Origin of the sequence: Labilibaculum euxinicum (assembly GCF_963678175.1) — a bacterium.
Lineage (GTDB): Bacteria > Bacteroidota > Bacteroidia > Bacteroidales > Marinifilaceae > Labilibaculum > Labilibaculum euxinus.
Genome location: NZ_OY782756.1, coordinates 1,962,861 through 1,986,239, shown reverse-complemented (window position 1 = coordinate 1,986,239; position 23,379 = coordinate 1,962,861). Strand labels below are relative to the sequence as shown.

The following is a 23,379-nucleotide window of genomic DNA, read 5'->3' as shown; positions in this document are numbered from 1 at the left end:
TATAAGTTTGGTACACATTTGTTGTAGTTGTGAATTTGAATTTTTATTTACTTTACATAGAATCTACATCAAGCTCATTTGAAAATATAAACATGGAAAGAATACAAAAAACACTTCAGCTATTAGAAGAACAGGATATTGATGCTTTACTGGTTACCTCCGAATCAAATGTTACCTATTTATCGGGTTTCACAGGAGATTCATCACGCTTGCTCATAGGAAAACAATCTTGTTATCTGATAACTGACCCCAGATATACTGAACAGGCTAAAAATGAATGCCATAAGGATATAACTGTATTTGAATGGATTAACGACAAGAGATACAATTCTTTGACTTATGATTTTCTCATTAAATCCTTACTCATTCAAAGAATTGGGTTTGAAAGTAATCATATCACATTTCAGGAATATTCTGAAATTAATGGTGAAAAAGTTCCTACTCAAAATTTAGTAGAACAGATTCGCATTATAAAATCCAAAGATGAAATTGAAAATCTGAGAAAAGCCAGCCAAATTTCCGATAAGGCACTTGAAAACACACTCTCTTCAATAAAAGAAGGAGTTATGGAAATTGATATCGTTGCTGAACTTGAATACAACCTTAAAAAGTGCGGCGCAGATAATCTTTCTTTTGAAACAATGGTTTTGTCAGGAAAAAGAACTTCCCTGTTACATGGGAAACCAGGTAAAAAACGTGTCGGAAATGGTGATTTAATCCTGTTCGATTTTGGTGCTTTATACAATGGCTATCATGCAGATATAAGCCGAAGTTTTGTTCTGGGACAAGCAAACGATCAGCAAAGAGAAATTTACGATTGTATAAATAATGCCGGCAAACTAGCCATCAATTCAATAAAAGACGGCGTTGAGGGAAAAGAAATTGCTGAGATGGTCCGAAAACAAATACCTTCTAAATATTTAGAATATTATTATCCGGGAATTGGTCATGGAGTTGGATTAGACATACATGAACCCCCTTTTATCAGAGACGATGCATCATTTACATTTCAATCGGGCATGGTGATCACAATGGAACCTGGAATCTATATCCCCGAATGGGGTGGCTTGCGTATCGAAGACTCTCTATTGGTAACAAAGGATGGATGCGAACCTCTCAATTTATTCGAACGAAATTTAATTGAATTGTAAACTAATTCACTTTTACAAGTATACAAAATAGGCTGAATCAGTAACAGATTCAGCCTATTTTCACTATACTAACTAAAAACTATTTACTTGAAAATTTATAGATACAAATTGAATAATACTCTTCGCCAGGCTTAACTGTCACATCAGGAAAGTTTGCCTGATTTGGGCTGTCTGGGAAATGTTGTGTTTCCAAACAAAATGCAGTTCGGAAATCATATTTCTTATTCCCTTTACCAACAACTCCATCTAAAAAATTACCACCGTAAAACTGAATTCCAGGTTCAATGGTATAAACTTCAAGAATTCTTCCCGATAACGGCTCAACAACTTTTGCCGCTAAAGTCAGCTTTTCATCTGATTTATTCAACACCCAATTGTGGTCGTAACCTTTACCATAGGTTAACTGCGTTTCATCATTATCAACCCGTTCACCAATAGCAGTTAAATTGTTAAAATCGAATGCTGTCCCTTTTACAGGTAAAATTTCACCTGTTGGAATTAAACCGGCATCCACAGGAGTGAAAGAATCAGCATTGATCATTAACTGATGATCGTTAATTGTTCCTGCTCCTGCTCCTTTAAGATTAAAATAAGTATGATTGGTAAGATTTAGAACCGTAAGCTTATCTGTTGTTCCAAAGTATTCGATTTTTAATTCGTTATCATCTGTGAACTGATATTTTACTTTTACATCAACATTACCAGGGTATCCTCCGTCCATATCAGCTGAATGCAGGCTAAACTCCAAAGTTTGCTTATCAATTTGATTCACATCCCAAATTTGTCGGTAAAAACCATTTGATCCACCATGCAAATGATTCTCTCCATTGTTTGCTTCAAGCTGATATTCTATTCCATCCAGAGAGAATTTAGCCTGACCAATTCGGTTTCCATAACGACCTATTGTTCCCCCAAAAAAATATTCTTTTTTATCTATAAAATCCTTTCCTGTTCCATATCCAACAGCAACATCAGCAAAATTTCCGTTTTTATCCGGCACCCATAAACTAACAACTCTTGCTCCAAAATTTGTTAACTGACAAACCAGACCATTCTTATTAGTTAAAGTAAAAAGTTCAACCTTTTTTCCATTATAATCACAAGAAAAATCTGTTTCAGAAATCAATTCCTTTTTTTGCGGCTTCTGACAACTCATCATAACAGGAATAATTACAACACATAACACATTTAATAGTTTCATAATATTTAGTTTATTGTTATCAATTTCTTCTCATTGCATAAATCCTGAAAAGATCAATATTAATCGATTCTAAATTCACCACTAATTTTTAAATGAAGCTTGCATAAACTCCGAAATGTTACAAAAAAAACCGAGAGAATGGAACTTAACATTTCCCCCCTCGGTTTCCCGCTAACTAATCTAACTAATTTGTCCTATTGTTTCAACTATTTTATCTTTTCCAAACAATTCCTGCTCGGTGAAAGTTCCTAATTTTACATACTTTTCGTAAATCTCCAGATACTTTTTAGCGTGATCCGGATTAGGTATGTATTCCATATCAAAACCTTGCCCCATTGCTTTTTGAGCTTCTCCTACTGTTTTGTATACTCCGGCAGCAACAGCAGCAAACATTGCTGCACCGCAAGCACATGTCTGCTCGGTACGCGCAATTTTTATCGGCATATTCAATACATCTGCTAAAGTCTGCATCACAAAAGGTGACTTCTTGGCTACTCCACCTAAACCAATAATTCCTTTAATCTCAACACCTTCACGAACAAATCGATCGACAATAGCTTTTGACCCAAAAGCAGTTGCTTCCACCAATGCTCTAAAAATACGAGGTGCCGAAGAACCCAAAGTTAAACCAGCAATAGAACCTGTTACCTCCTGACTTGCATCTGGAGTGCGTCGTCCGTTCATCCAATCAACTGCCACAATTGTAGATTCTTCAATTGAAATTTTTTCAGCTTCTTTACTTAACTCCGGAATAATCTTCGAGATAGCTTCCTCAATCAATTTTTCACGGGTTTCCTCATCAATCAAAGTCGTTTTTGAAAGGATATTTTCGATTGGCCAGGCAACAACATTTTTAAACCATGCATACAAATCACCAAAAGCTGATTGTCCTGCTTCCAACCCAACATAACCGGGAATTACCGAACCATCTACTTGTCCGCAAATACCAGGAATTAATTTATCACCAATCTGATCGTAAGAAGCGATCATGATATCGCAGGTTGAAGTTCCTATTGCCCGTGCCAATACGTTTGGAGTTACCTCACCCCCAACAGCACCCATATGACAATCAAATGCTCCAACTCCAACAGCTACATCAGAGCTTATTCCCAAACGTTCAGCCCATTCAGGAGAAATTTTCCCTACCGAAACATCACTCGTATAAGTTTCTTCATATAACTGATCGCGGTAACCTTTTAATAAAGGATCGAGACTGGTCAAAAATTCCTCTGAAGGCAATCCATTCCATGACTCATGCCACATCGCTTTATGACCCGCAGAACATCGGCTGCGCACCACTTCTGTTGGCTTCTGTTTTCCTGTTAATACCGCCGACATCCAATCGCAATGTTCTATCCAGGAAACTGCTTTATCCCGTATGGATTCATCATCACGCAATACGTGCAGCATTTTTGCCCACACCCATTCCGAAGAATATATTCCACCTTCATATTGAGAATAATCAATATCCCATTTTTTCACCAATTCGTTAATTTCGGCAGCTTCCTTAACAGCAGTATGATCCTTCCACAATACAAACATTGCATTCGGATTTTCTGCATATTCAGGCAATAAAGCCAAAGGAGTGCCATTCTCATCCGTCAACACAGGAGTACTTCCTGTAGTATCAAATGAAAGCCCCACCAGACTTCCGGCAACCCCTTTTGGCGATTTTTCCAGAGCATCTTTAATCAGATACTCCATAACTTCTATATAATCCAATGGATGCTGGCGATATTGATTCTTTACAGGATCACAATACTTACCTTCCATCCATCGGGGATAATTCATAACCGACGATGCAATTTCTTCTCCGGTTGCAACATCTACAACAACAGCCCTTCCTGAATCTGAACCATAATCAAGACCTATTACATATTTCTTTGCACTCATAAACTGTATTTTTAATCATTAAATCAAAGCAGTTTTACCTACTGACCGTAATATGAATCTTTACCATGTTTGCGACTAAAATGCTTATCAGTCAGAAGAGAATTCATTGAGGCATTTGGCTGAATGGTTTTTGCAATGAAAGCCATTTTGGCCAGCTCCTCTAAAACAACACTATTGTGAACAGCATCATTTGCATTTTTCCCCCAGGTAAACGGACCATGATTTTTAACAATCACACCAGGAACATGCATCGGATTCAATTCTTTAAATGCTTCAATTATTACGGTGCCTGTTTCTTTTTCATAAGCTCCCTTTACCTCAGCTTCATTCATATCACGTGTACAAGGAATCTGTCCGTTAAAATAATCAGCATGTGTAGTTCCTAGTATTGGAATCCCAATTCCTGCTTGTGACCATCCGGTTGCATAAGTTGAATGAGTATGAACAATTCCGCCTATCTCTTTAAAACTTTTATACAGCTCAAGATGAGTAGGCGTATCTGACGAAGGACGTAATTTGCCTTCTACAACATTCCCGTCCAAATCAACCACAACCATGTCTTCACTCTTCATTTCGGAATAGGAAACACCACTTGGTTTTATTACAACCAAACCATTTTCCCGGTCAATAGCGCTTACATTTCCCCATGTAAAAAGTACCAATCCATATTGCACCAATTCAAGATTGGCTTTAAAAACCTCTTCTTTTAACTTATTTAAGTCCATTATTCGAATTTTAAAAATTGCCTGATAGTTTTTAACCTTACCATATTTAACTCAACTACCAGGCAATTTAATTCACACCTATTATATTATTTTACCAGAAATAAGCATATAATGCAACAATAATCACAACAATACCCATTGCACTAATAAAGAATGTTTTATCTGTCTGGAAAAGTTCAGGATCGAAAGAGTACGCCTTACCATCCTGTTTCTTGGAATTTGCATTCGTAAACATGATTACGGCTAAAAAAGCCATCATAAATGTCATCATGAATATTGAATGAAAACCTAGATGAGCTAAACTAACACCAAACAAATCAGTACCCCAAACAATACCTGCAACTAAAGTAATAATTGTTAATCCAGTAAATAGTTTACCACCCAAAAGCAATTTTTCACGATTTTTTTCTGAAATTTTTTCAGCTTCTATTTTATGACTATCAGTAAGAACCAGAATTACTGCCAAAGAAATTAAAGCCATACAAACATATCCCATGCGAATAATGAATGGCAATTCCGGCAATAACATTTTCATAAAAATCCCCATTGGTAAAGTCGCAATAGTAGTCCAAAGAGCTGCTCTGTTGGTTGCTCGTTTCCAAAGAATTCCCATTCCAAATACAACAACTACCCCAGGATAAATAAATCCGGTGTATTCCTGAATGTACTGAAATGCCTGATCCAATCCTCCCAACAATGGTTTCGCAGAAATGATAGCGATTATTAAGGCAAAAACGGCAGTAAGACGCCCCACCAATACCAATTTCCTTTCGGATGCATTTTTATTAATATGCTCTTTATAAATATCAAGAGTGAAAATTGTTGCTGTTGAATTCAGCATCGAAGCTAAAGACGATACAACTGCTGCGGCAAGTGCTGCAAACCCTAAACCTCGAATCCCTTCAGGTGCAAAATTACGAAGCAACCAAGGATACGCCTGATCCGGTCTGTCAATAGCACCTGATAATCCATCAATAGCACCTCTTAAATCAGGATGATTAAACATTACGTAAGCAGTAATACCTGGTACGATAACAATAATCGGAATTAGAATTTTTAAATATCCTGCAAAAAGAAGTCCTCTTTTTGCTTCTTTCAAATTTTTAGCCGCTAATCCTTTTTGAATAATGTACTGATTAAAACCCCAGTACCCAATATTAGTAAGCCACATCGCTCCAAAAATAACAGCAAGACCAGGTAAATCTTTGAAGACTGTCGCATCTATATTTTCATCAATAATCATATTGAAATGAACATCTCCGGGAACTTCTCTAACTTTACTAAGAACCAGCAAAAAACCATCTATTGCAGAACCGTCACCTGCTACTGCATCCAAAGCAAACCATGCAGTTATTAATCCACCTCCAACAAGGAAGACAACCTGTACAACGTCAGTCCAGGCAACAGCTTTAAGACCACCATAAACAGAATATATACCTGCAAAAAGAAGTAAAGCCGGTACTCCATATTCCATTGGGAATCCAAGAATTTGATCCATTGCAATAGCTCCTAACCAAGCAACAGAAGTAAGATTTACAAAAACATAAACCAATAACCAGAAAAATGAGAAAAAGAAACTGACTCCGCTGCCATATCTTTCTTTGGCAAACTGAGGCATTGTGTAAATTTTCTTATCAATCATTTGCGGCAATAGAAACTTTGCAACCAAAATAAGAGTAATCGCAGCAATCCACTCATAAGCTGCAATTCCCAAACCAACAACAAAGCCAGAACCAGACATACCAATAAATTGTTCAGCAGAAATATTTGCTGCAATTAAAGATGCTCCAATAGCCCACCAGGAAAGTGTACCTCCAGCTAAAAAATAATCTTTTGAACTTTCCTCTACACCTTTTTTTCCTCGGGAAATCCATAAACCTAGACTTACAATTAATATTGCATAAGCAATAAAAACAGCATAATCAATGGCCGTAAAACCTGCATTCATAGTGATTAGTTTTATTAATACTCTCAGCAAAAAGCCGAGAGTATTTTGAATTAGTATTGTTTAAATGATATTTAATATTCGCTACAATCCCTTCGCTAAATGGTAATATAAATCATTCCATTTCAGCTCTTTTTTAAAATCTGAAATTGTAGTTGAATTTTCAATCGTTACGAATTCAACACCAACCATTTCAGCAAAGTCTTCAAGACATTCTTTGTTTAATGCCATGCTAAAACTAGTGTGATGAGCACCACCGGCAAGAATCCATGCCGCAGCACCAATTTCCAGATTTGGTTGTGGAACCCATAGGGCACGGGCAACAGGAAGTTTTGGTAATGCTTTAGGTGTAATAACTGTCACAGGATTAACAATCATTCGCATACGTCCTCCCATATCAACAAGAGTTGCATTTATTCCTTCCCCTTCAGGCACATCGAATACAAAACGGGCAGGAGCATCTTTTCCTCCAATTCCCAATGGATGAACTTCGATACTTGGAGTTTCTTTAGCAATTGAAGGACAAATCTCAAGCATGTGTGCACTTAACACTGAAGGACAAGCGGGATCAAGATGGTAAGTATAATCTTCCATAAAAGAACATCCGCCTTTCATACCAGCCGACATTACTTTCATGATTCGTACCAAAGCAGATTGTTTCCAGTCACCTTCTGCTCCAAAGCCGTAACCTTGTTCCATTAATCGTTGAGAAGCCAATCCCGGAAGTTGTTTCAAACCATGCAAGTCTTCAAAATTGGTCGTGAAAGCCTTATATCCATTTGCATCCAGGAATTTCTTCATCCCCAATTCAATCTTAGCCTGATAACGAATGTTTGAATTTGTTTTATCTTCTAATTTGTATTCGGCAGCATAAACATCCATTAAAGAATCAATTTCTTGCTCTGTTATCGAATCCATACTAACAACAAGATCACCAACTCCGTGATAATTTACTTGCCAGCCCAATATTTTCTGAGCTTCAACCTTATCGCCTTCTGTTACGGCAACATGACGCATATTATCGCCAAAACGACAAATTTTTAAATTTTTAGATTCATTATATCCAACAGCAGATCTTGTCCAGCTTCCTAAGGTTTTGCGAACTTTTTCATCTTTCCAATGACCTACAATCACCTTACGATTTAATCGCAATCGTGTGCAGATAAATCCAAACTCACGGCCACCATGTGCTGATTGATTCAAATTCATGAAATCCATATCAATCTCACTCCAGGGAATATCTCTGTTGTACTGAGTATGTAAATGTGCAAATGGCTTGCTCAATATACTTAAACCTTGAATCCACATTTTAGATGGCGAAAAAGTATGCATCCATGTAATCAATCCAATACAGTTGTTGTCTGTATTTGCCTCAAGACAACAATTATAAATTTCGTCAGGAGTTGTTAATACCGATTTAAAAACAATTTTTACAGGAATTGCGTCTGATGCATTAAGCCCTTCAGCAATTTCTTCTGAATTATCTTTTACTTGTTTTAGTGTCTCGGGACCATACAAGTGTTGACTTCCGGTTACAAACCAAATCTCTTTTTCTTTTAGCTCTTTCATTTTATTCTTATAGTATTTTATACTTTTTTATTAAATACAATTAATCTTCACATTAACAACAATAAGACTTACCAGCAGATTCAAATAAGTATTTTATCAGTACTTTCTACTTTTATACTAAGTAAAAAAAAGCAAAAAATTGCTTCTTTAGTTTAAATTATCAAGCTTTAAAATTTAACAACTCTATCAAATGTCTTTTCAATATCTCCTTTAATCGCCCGATAATAAAATGCCCCTTTCTTGGATTCTGTAGTATTTTTAATATTCAACTTTTCCAGACGTCCTAGTGAAAGCACCTTCTTCCTAAAATTTCCAGGATCAAACTCCCTCTGAAAAATTGCCTGATATAAATTTCGTAATTGCAAGAGTGTAAACATCTCTGAAAGCAATTCCTCTCCTATTAAATCAAAACTTGCTTTTTTCTGAAGTCTGTCCAACGCTTCGTGAACCATATTTTCATGATCAAAAATCATAGTAGGAAGCTTACTTATTGGCCACCAATGCGCTCCATTTTCGCGAACCAAATCCGTATCGTACTTATCAATTCGAATTAATGCATAGTATGCTAAAGAAATAACACGCGTAGCCTCATCTCTTGACGGATCTGAGAACGATTGCACTTGCTCTAAGTAAATATCACTCAGTCCTGTTGTTTTCTTAAGCACTCTGCGGGCAGCCATATCAGCCGACTCATTTTCCTGAACAAATCCTCCTAACAAAGACCATCTTCCCATCGCAGGCTCAAATCCTCTTGGATAAAGTAATAATTTCAGTTCCCCTTCATGATAACCAAAGATTACACAATCGACAGCAACATGATATTTAGGATGTTTATATTGTGGATTCATAATATTAATTTTCTCCTCAAATATATAAAGTATTTTTGACTTTTATTATTTTCTTGTGAAAAAAAAATAAATTTCCGACGAAATTTACAAAAAAAATAATATTAAACTCTTATGCAATAACAAGCATTAATTTATTTTAAGGTTAATTTATTCCTATCGGAGTCAACAATAAATGATACAAATTACGAATTATTGGTTTTGCGCATTCAAAGAATGTAAGTATACTTGTACAAATACCACATTTTGATAGTTCGATACACTCTTAATTTAAAATTATAAAAATACAGAATATCATGCGGCGATGTATTTTTTTCAGTTTCTTTATCCTTCTTTGTTTTTGCAGCAATACACTTATTGGAGAAACTCAAAAATCGCCAATTTCGCATATTCGTTTCCATTACCTAAATAACAACAACGGGTTAGCGCAAAACACAGTAGATTGTATCTTACAAGACAGCCGGGGATTTATGTGGTTTGGAACATGGAACGGACTTTGCCGTTACGATGGTTACACTTTTACTACCTATAACAAAACCAAGGATCTTAGCGGTATTCCTGACAACTTTATTCAATCGATGAGTGAAGACAGCAAAGGAAATATCTGGATTGGAACAAAAAATGGATTAAGTAGATTCCTTTTTAATGAGAATCGCTTTTCGTTGCCTGAAAACATAAAGTCGAATCTAAACGGACACTCCATACCTCATATATCAATTGATAAACAAAATAAGATCTGGATAGCGACAGAAGATGATGGAGTTTGGCTTATTGAGGAAGATAAAACAGACTCATATTCAGCTAAGAAGATTACTGAAATTGTTTTGCCAAACCAACACATCAGTCACATTTTAATTCATAAAGAAAATATTTTAATTGGAACCGAGAACGGTTTGGTAATTGTTGACAAGATAAATTTCCAAAACGATACCACATTAAACAAACTAATTAAATCTGTAGCAAACCTAGTTGTAAATTGCATTTTTGTTGATACAAAAGAAAATGTTTGGATCGGAACCTCTAATGGCTTATATCAATATGAGCCAGACAATAAACAAACCTATTTTTACACGCATCAGCCACAGAATTCATCTGGTTTAAACCACATAGCAATTACAGAAATTGTTGAAGACAATTCAGGCACAATTATCGTTGGTACTTTGGCCGGACTAAACTTTTTTGATCCAAATTCGCACTCTTTTTATCATTTAGGTGATGATATCAAAGAAGATCAAAAATTAAACAACCCTTTCATTAATTCATTACTAGCTGATAAACAAGGAAATGTATGGATAGGTACCGATAAAGGAGGTGTTAATTTTTACAACATTTATCAAAAACCTTTTTATTCTATCACTCACACTCCATTAAACCCTAAAAGCATAAGTCACAATACAATCAATTCTATTTTAAGTGAAAAAAACATTCTTTGGATAGGAACCGCAGGTGGTGGTTTAAACAGAATAGTTAATAATGGAGAGAATGTAGACCATTTTAATCTCAGCAATTCACCTCAAGAACAAATTGGCGCGAACTTTATCACTTCCATATATAGAAACAGCAGTAAACAACTTTGGTTAGGTACATGGGGAGACGGTTTAAAAAGACTAAAATCAGTAATCACCAAAAACATTGATACCTATCGTAACAATTCTGAAGTTTCGAACAGCCTTTGTTCGAATTTCGTTTCCTCAATAACAGAATTGGATAAAGACCAGTTGCTGATTGGAACATTAAAAGGACTCGATTTATTTAATATCAAGCTGAACACCTTTACCCATCTCGATGAGAAAATGAAACTGTCTGCACATCTCGAAGTTGGATGTATTTTAAATGATCAGCAAAATCAGGTTTGGATAGGTACCCGTAATGGATTATTCCGCATTCCAAAAGATGAATTAAATCAACTTGATAAAAAAACAAGCATTAAATATGACGCCTTTTTCAATCAGCAGGATAACCCATTCTCTCTTCCTGGAAATTACATCATTTCCTTGTTTGAATCGAAAGACGGTACCATATGGATTGGTACCTACGGAAATGGAATCTGTAAATACACTATTGATAATAACGGTAAGTTTCAATTTATAACTTATAATGACCAAAATGGCTTGTGCAATAATGTAACTTATGCCATAGAAGAGGACAAACAAGGCAATTTATGGATCAGCACGGACAATGGTCTTTCAAAATTTAATCCGAAAACTGAATCTTTTCAAAATTATTTTGTAAAAGATGGACTTTTAAGTAACCAATTTTATTGGTCAGCATCAGCTGCTGATGAAAATGGTAAACTTTATTTTGGGGGAATAGCTGGATTAAACTATTTTATGCCGGAAAATGTTGAATCATACCATGAAGCATCAAAACCGGTTTTTACTGAATTTTCAGTATTCAACAGGCCTGTTGAAATTGGACAAGAATATCATTCCAATGTAATTTTAAATAAATCCATATCTGAAACAAACTCAATTGAACTCTCCTACAAAGACGCAGTTTTCTCGATAGAATTCTCAGCTCTTGATTATTTTTTACCTGAAAAAATAAAATATTCATACCAAATGGAAGGTGTTGATAAGGATTGGGTTAATGTTCCATCGAGCAGAAGATTTGCCAATTACACAAATCTTTCGGGAGGAGAATACAAATTCATGGTTAAAGCCTCTAACAGCGATGGTATGTGGTCAGACAAGATTGCGGAATTAAAAATAAAAGTTCATCCACCTTTTTGGCAAACAATGTGGTTTCAATTTACACTCCTGATTGCAATCGTTTTAATTATAATCAGCTACATTCAATACAGAACACGTTTTTTAAAAGAGCAAAAAAGGAAGTTAGAGAATCAGGTACTGGAACGAACTGAAAAAATTGAAGAACAAAAAGACAAACTAAGACACCAGGCTGAGCATTTGCAGCAAACAAATCAGGAATTAGCGGACAGACAGCTGTTAATCGGCGGACAAAAACTTGAACTTGAAATTCAAAATAAAAAGATTGCCCAACAGCGCGACAAGATGATTGAATTAAACAAGGAAGTGAAACAGGTCAACCAACTTCGATTGCGTTTTTTCACGAATATCTCACACGAATTTAGAACTCCCCTTACGCTAATTATTGATCCTCTGGAACAATTAATGAAAAAATTAAACGATGATCAAAACACAATCAGCACTTTAAAAATTATTGACCGAAATGCCAAACGACTGCTTCATCTGATCAACCGACTTATTTATTTCCGGCAAATCGAAAACGAAAAAATGGATCTGCTTGTGAGTAAAGGCAATTTAAATGAGTTCTTACATGATATTTTTGAATCATTTGAAAATTTGGCTCAACACATGCAGATGAAGTACCATTTTGAAGCACAGCAAACAAATTCAGAAACATGGTTTGATGCAGAAAAACTAGAAAATATTTTTTACAATTTGCTATCCAATGCTTTTAAATACACACCTGAAAATGGTGAAATTACAATGAAAGTTAAATTTGTAGAGAATGATGCTGATAATATTTTCCCTGCACCTTATGCATACATTGAAGTTACTGATAACGGAAAAGGCATTGCAAAGGAACATCTGCCATTTATTTTTGAACGGTTTTACCATGTAGAATCCGAAAGAGAATTAGACAAGAATAACTCTGGTATTGGCTTAGCTTTAACCTCTGAGATTATTAAAATATTACACGGTAAAATTCAAGTTCAAAGTGAAATCAAAAAAGGAAGTTGTTTTCAAGTCTATTTGCCATATACAACCGATCGTTATAACGAAAAAGATTTAGACCGCAACAACACTCTGGCTGAGGTGAAATTAAAAGCCCGTGTTGATACATTAGTTCATAACATGGTTAATCCAGAATCAAACTTAGGATATGAAAACACTGGAAAACAGGACAAATCAAAACCATTGGTACTGATTGTTGAAGACAATTTTGATTTGCGTACCTTTCTAATGCAAACCTTAAAAGAGGACTATAGAATACTGGGAGCCGAAAATGGTAACATTGGCTTTACGATGGCTAAAAAGCATTCTCCAGATTTAGTCATCTCTGATGTGATGATGCCGGTGCTTAGTGGCATTGAGCTGTGTAAATGCATGAAAAAGGAGATTCAGACAAGCCATATTCCCATTATCCTGTTAACAGCAAAGAATATGGTTGAAAACTGGGTTGAAGGCCTTGAAACCGGTGCTGATGATTACATTTCAAAACCTTTCAATCTGCAACTGTTACAGATTAGAATGAAAAATCTGATTGAAAGCAGAATGAAATTAAAACGAATGTTCAATTCGTCGCAAAACATTTCTGCGGAAAACATTACATCAAACCCTGTTGATGAAGAATTCATCAATAAAGTATATCGAATACTGGAAAAAAACTACACCAATCCCGACTTCACAATCAATCAGTTTGCCGGCGAAATGTTTGTAAGCAGCAGTTTATTATACAAAAAATTGAAAGCAATAACAGACTTAAACATTACCAATTTTATAAACGCATTCAAATTAAAAAAAGCGATGGAGTTGATACAGGAAAACAAACTCCCAATTTCTGATATTGCATTTGCCGTTGGATTCAATGACCCTAAATATTTTAGCAGAGTATTCCGCAAACATTATGGAATGAGCCCCTCCGACTTCACACATAACTCTCTCAAAAACAGAAAGTAATCTACATTTTCCAATAAACACACTTCTTCATTTTCCGAAATCATCCACCCCAATTGTGTAATTGTCCACCTCTTTGAAGAGCTATCGACTTACATTGCAAACGTTATAAACGATAAGTAACATTTAATTTCTATTCTATGAAAAAAATATTTTTAGGCGGATTTTTGTTCTGCTTCCTGATTCTTTCAGGAGTAAGTCAAGCTCAAATTACCGTTAAAGGTGTTGTTTATGAAACTACCGGCAATACAACACTCCCTGGAGTTAATGTTGTTCAAAAAGGAACAACAAATGGAACAATAACGGATATTAACGGAAACTATTCCCTAACCATTCAAGATCCAAATGCAAGTTTAATTTATTCCTTTGTTGGTTATTTATCACAGGAAATTCCAATAAATAATCAAACATCAATCAATGTTACCTTACAAGAAGATGTATCAAAGCTTGATGAAGTTGTTGTTATTGGATATGGCACACAAAAAAAATCGGATTTAACAGGTGCTGTTAGTGTTATTGATACCGATGATGCTAAAAAAACAGTGACTTATGATGTAGCCAAAATGCTGCAGGGGCAAGCTCCTGGAGTTACCGTTCAATCTTCGGGTGAGCCTGGAGGATCGGTAAATATTAAAATCCGAGGCATTACTTCTTTTAATAATAACAACCCATTATTTGTAATTGATGGAATGATTGTTGACAATCCTAATGATTTCGCTCCCGGCGATATCGAATCAATGCAAGTACTAAAAGATGCTTCTTCCGCTGCCATTTATGGTGTGAGAGGTGCGAATGGTGTTGTAATCATCACCACAAAAAAAGGAGTTCAAAATGGAGATTTAAAAGTGAAACTCAAATCTCTTTTCGGCATACAGAATGTTGCCAAGAAAATTTCACTTACCGACAGAGAAGGATACCAAAAAATTACCAATGCTGCTTACTTGAATTCAGGACAAGCGATACTTCCAGGTAACGATCCTACCAGCGAGTATTATATTGACAACGTAAATACCGACTGGCAGGATGCCGCTTTCAAAACAGGTATCATCCAGAATCATACAATATCATTCAACGGAGGTTCTGAAAATTTCGGTTACAATTTTAATACAGATTATTACAAAAACTCAAGTTATATAGATACTCCTCAGGATTATGAACGAATCTCAACCAGCTTAAATTTGAATGGAAAAAAAGGCAAATTTAAATATGGTGCTAAACTTGGGTATACAAAATCAGATAAAGAAAGTTTTAACGAATACAATATAGGCACCTCATCGGTAATAAACCTGCTTCAATCGATCCCAACAATGCCTGTTTATGACGAAAACAGACTAGGTGGTTACGGAGGTACTGATAACCTGACTCAAAAAGCAATCACTTTAAATGTGATTGGATTCAACAACCTAATTGATAATGAAGCTGAAAGAAACAGATTTATTGGTAATATCTGGGGTGAGATTGAAATTGTAAAAGGCTTAAAATATAAAATTAGCGCCAGTGCTGATCAACTGGATACTCACACAAGATATTTTGTGCCTCCAAGTGATTTAGGATGGTATTATATTACTACAAATTCGGAATCTTCGCTTGACATTAACGATAGCCGTAAAACCTTTACTTCGCTGGACAACCTGCTTACTTACAACATTGAAATAAACAAACATAAGTTGGATGCACTTGTAGGATGGGTTCAGGAAAAAACAAATTATTACAATCACTGGTCAAGAGGAGTTGGATTTGAAGACAATGAAATCAGTCATTTGGAATATGCTGACGATACCTCTACAGGTGAATACGAAAGTACAATAACAGGCATATCCTATTTAAGCAGAATTAACTACAATTTTGATAACAAATACTTTTTAACAGCAAATTACAGACAAGACAAAACTTCTCTTTTTGCCAAGCAAAATAATACAGGAGATTACTTCTCTGTTTCCGGAGCCTGGAAATTGCACAACGAAAGTTTTATCACTCTTCCACAGTGGATGAATACTGCGAAGTTAAGAGGAGGTTATGGTACTTTGGGAAACAATACTGCAGGAGTATATGCCTACACTCCTACAACCAATAGTTTTGCAAGCTATCTTTTTGGAAATACATTAGCTCCAGGTACAATTGTTGTTGATGCAACGGATCCTAATCTTAAATGGGAAGATACTGAAACAGTAAATGCAGCAGTAGAATTAGGAATGTTTGATAACAAACTACAGTTTACTGCTGAATATTACGAGAAAAAATCAACAGACCTGTTAGCCAGAGTTCCGCTACCTCTTTCTACCGGAACAATAAGCAACGATTGGTCATCATCGGTTATGACAAATGCAGCGGCAGTCAAAAACACAGGCTTTGAATTCTTATTGAGTTATACCAACTCCTCAAAAGAGTTTAAGTACAATATTTCGGCAAATGTTGGAACACTAAAAAACAGGGTATTAAAAATAGGAACAGATGATACTCCAATTAATGGAACCAACTCAAGAACCGAAGTAGGACGGTCTATTGGTGAACTTTATGTGTACGAAACAGAAGGTCTTTTTCAGAGTCAGGCAGATGTTGATTCACATGCCACTCAACCGGGTGCTGTTGCAGGTGATGTTAAGTTTAAAGATGTAAATAAAGATGGTTTAATTACCGATGAAGACAGAACTTACCAAGGCGTTTCAATTCCTAAAATTAGCTATGGTTTAAACTTAAGCGGATCTTACAAAAACTGGGAATTCTCAATGTTCTGGCAAGGTAGTGCAGGTAATAAAATCTACAACGGAACTTACAACAGTTTGATGATTGGCGGACTTGTAAATCATCATACAGACATGTTGAATTACTGGACTCCAACCAATACAGATACAAACATTCCACGTCCTGATCAATTGGAAACCAATCAAAATGCAAGAGCATCTGACCGATTTATCCAGAACGGAAACTATATCAAATTACAAAATGCACAGTTGGCCTATAATATTCCATTAAAAGCAAATAATATAGTGGAACATGCAAAAGTTTATGTTTCAGGACAAAATTTGTTGACCATTAGTAAATACAAAGGATATGATCCTGATTTTATGAGTGATGGATTATTCTCCAGAGGTTTCGATTACGGGTCTTTTCCAAATCCAAGAACTTTTATTTTAGGTGTAGAGATTGACTTTTAAAATGCTTAAATAAAACAGAAATAAAATGAGATATAAAAATATTTACAGTATAGCTATTTTGTTTGCGCTGACCAGTTTGGTTTCAAGTTGTGTTAGTGAGGACGATTTAGTACAGATAGATCCAAATGTTGATACGGAAGAAGCATTTTGGAAGACAGATAACGATGCACTTAAAGGAATTAATTCGGTGTATGGCAGTATGCTAATAGACGGCAGTTACATGAGAAGCACTCCTATGATGCTGGATTTAAAGGATGATGCAACCAGAAGTAACAGCCCTTGGACCGCAATGTCCGTTATCGGCAAATTCAACTCGAGTATTGCAAATCCAGATATTTACAGTTGGGCATATCGTGATTTTTATCAGGGAATTTACCGCGCAAATCAGGTATTGGATAATGTACCGTCCATTGAAATGGAAGATAGCAATTTAAAAGACCGTGTTCTGGGGCAGGCTTATTTTCTAAGAGGCTTGTATTTTTTCCACATGGTAAACATGTTTAAAAATGTTCCTTTGCCATTATCCAACAGTGAATTATATCACAAACAAAAAACAAATGAAGAGGGCTGGGCTCAGGTAATTTCTGATTTAGAAATGGCTGCCGGTTTATTGCCTGTTTCCTACGATGATGTATCCGGACTGGACGCAGGACAAATAGGAAGAGCAACAAAAGGTGCAGCTTTGGCCTATATAGGAAAAGCACAATTATTTACAAAAGACTTCGAATCTGCAAAAGTGACATTTAAGAAAGTTATTGATCTGAAAGTGTACTCTTTAGTTGCTGATTACCGTGATAATTTCACCGTAACAAACGAAAACAATTCAGAATCTGTATTTGAAGTACAATTTAGCAGAGAAGCTGGCGGTGTAGATCTAAGCTGGGGAGGAACGCCGGCACCTGGTTGGGGAAGAACCTCAGGAAGAGCAATTACATATGGTGCTGCGGGCTTTGGATATGCAGATTTACAACCTACCTGGGCATTGTTTAATGAATACAGAGAAGAATTAACTGTTGATGGAGAAGTTGATCCGCGGTTAGACGCAACAATATTCTACAATAAAAATGCATACGACGGTGTTGGAATGTCATTATACGGTCAGGATTTTGCAACATTTTATGCAGCTAACGAATCCAATCTAAATGATTTATACTGCAGAAAGTATGAAAATTCTGATGGTGATTTTGCAAACGAGTATGATTGGAGATCTGGAATTAACGAACGCATCATGCGTTATGCAGATGTGCTGTTAATGTATGCGGAATGTTTAAACGAGACCGGAGCCACCAATGATGCCTATCAGTACATACAGATGGTGAGGGATCGTGTAAACCTGCCTGATTTAGCAACCGTTAAACCAAACATGACACAGGCTGAAATGAGAGAGCAAATTGCCCATGAACGGTTTTTAGAACTTTCTTTGGAAGGACACCGTTTTGATGACATCCGCCGCTGGGGATGGTTAAAAGATGCATCCAAATTAGCCTGGCTAAAATCAAGAGATGCTGAATTCAACACCTACACTCCTGGCCGCGAATATTTCCCAATCCCTCAATCCGAAATGGATACAAACAAGGGAATGGTACAGAATGATGGCTACTAAGCCAATTCAGACCTAATTTTGAGGATGTCCGCTTCTTGTGGACATCCCCCTTATTTAATCATCTAAAACAATCAGATCACGAAGAATACTTTGGTATTTCTGACCCTATAGATCTGTTTTGGTGATGAAATCATCAAATTCAAGCCCTACAATAAAGGACAAAAAGCAGCATTAATAGAGTTATTTAGAACAGAAATTATAATCCTAAGTAACTCTGATTTTATAAAAAACAGATGATGAGATTTATTTCTTCAGCAGCCTTCGTGATTTTTCTAATGACTGCAGGCTGTTCCAGTAATGACAATATTATTGATCCCGAAGAACCGGATCCGGTAGTAGAAAATCCTCCCGTGGATGATTTTTCCGGTCCTGAATATGCTGATGATTATTCAGCCATCTCAGGTTGGGACAATCGGACTTCCTGGAATTTAGCCAATGTTCATGACCCTTCTGTAGTATATGATGGAGAGTATTATTATATGTACGGAACGGATGCTTCCTATGGGAATGCACACGAGGGTCACGGACATTTTCTTTATCGCAGATCAAAGGATTTGATTGACTGGGAATTTCGTGGAATGGCAATGACCGAAACTCCTTCGTGGGTAAAAGACACACTCAACAGTATGAGGGTTCACGCAGGGCTTGATATTATAGACTCTCCTGTTTATGGACACTGGGCTCCGGTTGTTCGGAAAGTTGGAAACAAGTACCGAATGTATTACAGCATTGTAATTGACAATTACATTGAATCAGGAAAAGCCAATACTCCTGCAAACTTTGATGGTTCCTGGACAGAACATGCTTTTATCGGTCTTATGGAATCGGATGACTTAAGCAGTAACACCTGGGTGGATAAAGGAATGGTAGTTAGTTCTGTTTCAGACAGAGAAAACAACTGGTCGCGTTCGAGTACAAGCGATTGGAATGCCTATTTTAAATGGAATGCAATAGATCCAACTTTTATTATTACCCCGGAAGGAAATCACTGGTTGATTTACGGTTCGTGGCATTCAGGCATTGTCGCATTACAAGTGAATCCAGACACAGGAAAACCCGATAATCTGTCATCAATTGAAGACTACGGAACTCTTATTGCACGCCGTCAAAACAGCGAACTTAATCGTTGGCAGGCACAGGAAGGTCCTGAAATTATTTACAATGAAAAAACAGGATTCTATTATCTGTTTCTTGCTTACGATGAGCTATCGGTTGCCTACAATACCAGAGTATGCCGATCAACAAGTATCACAGGTCCATATCTTGGCATTGATGGAACAAATATTACTGAAGGAGGCGAATGCTGGCCCATGTTAACACACCCGTACAAGTTCAACAATCATTCAGGCTGGGTAGGAATTTCGCACTGTGCTGTTTTCAAAAACAAAGAAACAAACGAATGGTTCTACAGTTCGCAGGCCCGTTTGCCTGCCAATACAAATGGAAACACCTACAGCAATGCCATTATGATGGGGAATATTCGAAAAATTGCATGGACAGAAGACGGCTGGCCGGTTGTTATGCCTGAACGTTATGCAGGTGTGCCACAACCAAGCATCAGCGAAAGCGATTTAACAGGTACGTGGGAAAACATATCAATGAATTACGAATATAAGGTTCAGCAAAAATCATCTCAACTGATTCTCTCGTCCAACATGACGGCATCCGGCGCATTTAGTGGTACATGGTCTTACGATCAGGATAAAAAGATTCTTACTATAGGTGAGTTACATCTCAATCTGGAAAAAGCTTGGGACTGGGAAGCATCACCCCGAACAACAACCTTTACCTACTCAGGCTTAACAGCCGGAGGAAGACCTGTTTGGGGTAAAAAAACAACAAAATAATAGTTACAAAATCTGTATTACAATGCAAAAATCATCTATAAAAATTAGTGAGATGCTTGTGAAATTGTTCTTCTTTGCAAGTTTATTATTGTTCACTCAAATATCTGTTGGGCAAAATAAAATTTCCGTTCACGATCCGGTGATGATCCGTGAGAATGATACGTTCTATTTATTTAGTACCGGATGGGGAATCAATGTTTGGTCCTCAACGGATATGAAAAACTGGACAGATGAGAAACCTGTATTTGACAATCCTCCAAAATGGGCTGTTGAAGCTGTTGATGGTTTTAAAGGTCATATTTGGGCTCCGGACATTTCATTTTACAAAGGACAGTATTACTTATACTATTCCGTTTCTGCATTTGGTAAAAACACCTCATGCATTGGCTTGGCAACCAACAAAACACTAAACGCAAACGATCCTGATTTTAAGTGGGTTGATCATGGCAAAATCATCCAATCTTTTCCAAACAAAACAAATTGGAATGCCATTGATCCCAATTTAATTGTAGATGAACAAGGACAGGCATTCCTAAGTTTTGGTTCTTTTTGGGATGGAATCAAATTGGTGAAACTTTCCGATGATGCAATGTCGGTAGATGATGATTTAACGGAAATTCCAACCATAGCCTCTCGTAAAGAAGATTCCCGTTTACCCAATCCTCCGGCAATCGACAACAATCCTGTCGATGCAGGAGGAAATGCCATAGAAGCTCCCTTTATTTTAAAAAAAGACGGGTACTACTACCTTTTCGCATCTATTGATTATTGCTGCAAAGGTGTAAACAGCAACTATAAAATGATTGTTGGCCGGTCAAAGAATGTAAATGGCCCCTATTTGGATAGAGACAACAAACCAATGAACACAGGAGGTGGTACCATTCTTTTAACAGGAAATAAGGATTGGTACGGACTTGGACACAATGCAACTGTAAGTTTTGATGGAACCGACTATTTAATTTTCCATGCTTACGATGCTTCTGATAATGGCAATCCGAAGCTCTTAATCAAAGAAATTAACTGGGATAAAGATCAGTGGCCAACCGTTAAATTATAAAACACAATACAAAATAAAACTGTAAATATGAAGATTATAAAATCAAAAAAATATGCAATTGCTGTTCTATGCTCGCTGACAATTCTGGTGGGTACGCAAACATTATCAGCACAAAATGCACGCATCAAAATTGATGTAGACCGAACTATTGGTGAGGTAGACAAAAATATCTACGGGAATTTCGTAGAACATTTGGGTCGTTGTGTATACGGAGGTATTTACGAAGAAAATTCTCCTCTTTCCGATGAAAACGGAATTCGTTTGGATGTACTGGATGCTGTAAAAGAGCTGAATGTTTCGATTACCCGTTACCCGGGAGGAAACTTTGTATCCAATTACAATTGGAAAGATGGCATTGGTCCAAAAGATGATCGTCCTGCCAGAATGGAATTGGCTTGGTCGCGTTTGGAAAGCAACCGCTTTGGAACGGATGAATTTATGGCTTATGCCAAAAGAATGGGAACAGAACCCTATTTTTCTGTAAACATGGGAACAGGAACAATAAAGGAAGCCCAGGAATGGGTAGAGTATTGCAACGTTAAAAGCGGTCCCTATTATGCCGAACTCCGGAAAAAAAATGGTCACGAAGATCCATACAACATTAAATACTGGAGTCTGGGAAATGAAATGGATGGATTTTGGCAGATGGGTCATCTAAATGCTGAAGATTACAGCAAAAAAGCAAGAGAAGCAGCCAAATTGATGAAACTAACATCTCCGGAAATTAAGCTGATAGCAGCCGGTTCGTCAAACTACCGTCCCAATGCAGATCCCAACGAATGGAACGAAAAAGTACTTCACGAATTGCGTGATGTAATTGATTATTTAGCCTTGCATATGTATGTTGGTAATGTTGAAAACAATTATTACAATTTCGTTTCCTCTCCTTTAGTTCTGGAAGAACGAACCCGTGTTGTAAAAGGTTTGATTGACCGCGAAATGCAAAATGCAGACCGCGGAAACCGCCCGCCAATTTATATTGCCTGGGATGAATACAATATTTGGTATCGTGCCCGCGGAGAAGAAACCATGGCAGGTACCAAAGCTCTCGAAGAACGCTACAATTTAGAAGATGCACTGGTAATTTCAGGCTTTTTAAATGCATTTATCCGTAATGCTGATATCGTGAAAATGGCGAATATGGCACAACTTGTGAACGTTATTGCACCTATATTCACATCCGAAAAAGGAATGTTTAAGCAAACCATCTTCTATCCTATTCAGTTATTTGCCAACAATGTAAAAGGAACCTCTCTGGATGTTCATGTTGATTGTGAGACATATGACACGGGCAAATTTTTCATAGGATTGGGTGAATCAACAACCATTCAAAAAGACGTTCCATTTTTGGATGTTTCGGCCACCTATAATAACGGCGAAGTAATTGTTTGCGTGATGAACCGTAATAAAGACAAGGCAATTACAACAGATTTACTTTGTCAGGAAGGAATTTTTGACGGCGAATTTGAGGTGTACGAAATAAATGGTCCCGACATTAAATCTGAAAATGACTTCGGAAAAACAAGCGTGGAGACAAAGAAAAAGTCTTCTTTAAAAGTGAAGAAAAGTGATAAAATCACTTACGATTTTCCGGCACATTCTTTTACCATGATAAAAGGCTCTATAGTGAAGTAAATACATTTGCTCAATGTTTATAGTTAGAGATGAGAATTAGAACTAATTCTCATCTCTTTTTTTTATAATCCCTGTAACGAATTCATATT

13 protein-coding genes are annotated in these 23,379 nt (G+C 36.6%); 7 read left to right on the top strand and 6 right to left on the bottom strand.

The window, feature by feature from the left end; genetic code table 11:
- Positions 1-92: 92 nt before the first annotated feature.
- The gene (locus tag ACY0M5_RS08250) at positions 93-1,151 is read left to right on the top strand and encodes a M24 family metallopeptidase (protein ID WP_461631422.1); all 1,059 of its coding nucleotides are present in this window, start codon (positions 93-95) and stop codon (positions 1,149-1,151) included.
- Positions 1,152-1,230: 79 nt separating this feature from the next.
- Here the strand turns inward: ACY0M5_RS08250 and ACY0M5_RS08245 are convergent, their stop codons facing one another.
- The 6 genes from ACY0M5_RS08245 to ACY0M5_RS08220 form a co-directional block, all read right to left on the bottom strand.
- The gene (locus ACY0M5_RS08245) at positions 1,231-2,352 is read right to left on the bottom strand and encodes an aldose epimerase family protein (protein ID WP_461631421.1); all 1,122 of its coding nucleotides are present in this window, start codon (positions 2,350-2,352) and stop codon (positions 1,231-1,233) included.
- 180 nt (positions 2,353-2,532) lie between these two features.
- Positions 2,533-4,245, bottom strand: a complete 1,713-nt coding sequence (locus tag ACY0M5_RS08240) for a ribulokinase (protein ID WP_461631420.1) — start codon at positions 4,243-4,245, stop codon at positions 2,533-2,535.
- A 38-nt stretch (positions 4,246-4,283) separates the two neighbouring features.
- Complete coding sequence (locus ACY0M5_RS08235; RefSeq protein ID WP_156195039.1) at positions 4,284-4,970, bottom strand: L-ribulose-5-phosphate 4-epimerase; 687 nt, start codon at positions 4,968-4,970, stop codon at positions 4,284-4,286.
- A gap of 91 nt (positions 4,971-5,061) precedes the next feature.
- Positions 5,062-6,918: a sodium:solute symporter family transporter gene (locus tag ACY0M5_RS08230; protein WP_160463425.1), complete on the bottom strand. Its 1,857-nt coding sequence runs from the start codon at positions 6,916-6,918 to the stop codon at positions 5,062-5,064.
- A gap of 81 nt (positions 6,919-6,999) precedes the next feature.
- Entirely contained in the window at positions 7,000-8,484 is a 1,485-nt protein-coding gene (gene araA / locus ACY0M5_RS08225) for an L-arabinose isomerase (RefSeq protein WP_124992031.1), read from the bottom strand.
- 167 nt (positions 8,485-8,651) lie between these two features.
- Complete coding sequence (locus ACY0M5_RS08220; RefSeq protein WP_124992032.1) at positions 8,652-9,332, bottom strand: NUDIX hydrolase; 681 nt, start codon at positions 9,330-9,332, stop codon at positions 8,652-8,654.
- A 293-nt stretch (positions 9,333-9,625) separates the two neighbouring features.
- Here ACY0M5_RS08220 and ACY0M5_RS08215 point away from each other — a divergent pair, with 293 nt between their 5' ends.
- The 6 genes from ACY0M5_RS08215 (at position 9,626) to ACY0M5_RS08190 (ending at position 23,290) form a co-directional block, all read left to right on the top strand.
- Entirely contained in the window at positions 9,626-13,996 is a 4,371-nt protein-coding gene (locus ACY0M5_RS08215) for a two-component regulator propeller domain-containing protein (RefSeq protein WP_461631419.1), read from the top strand.
- Between the two features lie 137 nt (positions 13,997-14,133).
- Positions 14,134-17,148 (top strand): SusC/RagA family TonB-linked outer membrane protein, encoded by a 3,015-nt coding sequence (locus ACY0M5_RS08210; protein WP_461631418.1) that lies wholly within the window; start codon positions 14,134-14,136, stop codon positions 17,146-17,148.
- A gap of 25 nt (positions 17,149-17,173) precedes the next feature.
- A complete protein-coding gene (locus ACY0M5_RS08205; RefSeq protein WP_461631417.1) occupies positions 17,174-18,751 on the top strand; it encodes a RagB/SusD family nutrient uptake outer membrane protein in 1,578 nt (525 codons plus the stop codon).
- A gap of 233 nt (positions 18,752-18,984) precedes the next feature.
- Complete coding sequence (locus tag ACY0M5_RS08200) at positions 18,985-20,598, top strand: arabinan endo-1,5-alpha-L-arabinosidase (protein WP_461631416.1); 1,614 nt, start codon at positions 18,985-18,987, stop codon at positions 20,596-20,598.
- Between the two features lie 22 nt (positions 20,599-20,620).
- Complete coding sequence (locus ACY0M5_RS08195) at positions 20,621-21,655, top strand: family 43 glycosylhydrolase (protein ID WP_461631415.1); 1,035 nt, start codon at positions 20,621-20,623, stop codon at positions 21,653-21,655.
- A 27-nt stretch (positions 21,656-21,682) separates the two neighbouring features.
- Positions 21,683-23,290, top strand: a complete 1,608-nt coding sequence (locus tag ACY0M5_RS08190) for an alpha-N-arabinofuranosidase (protein ID WP_461631414.1) — start codon at positions 21,683-21,685, stop codon at positions 23,288-23,290.
- The last annotated feature ends 89 nt before the right edge of the window (positions 23,291-23,379 follow it).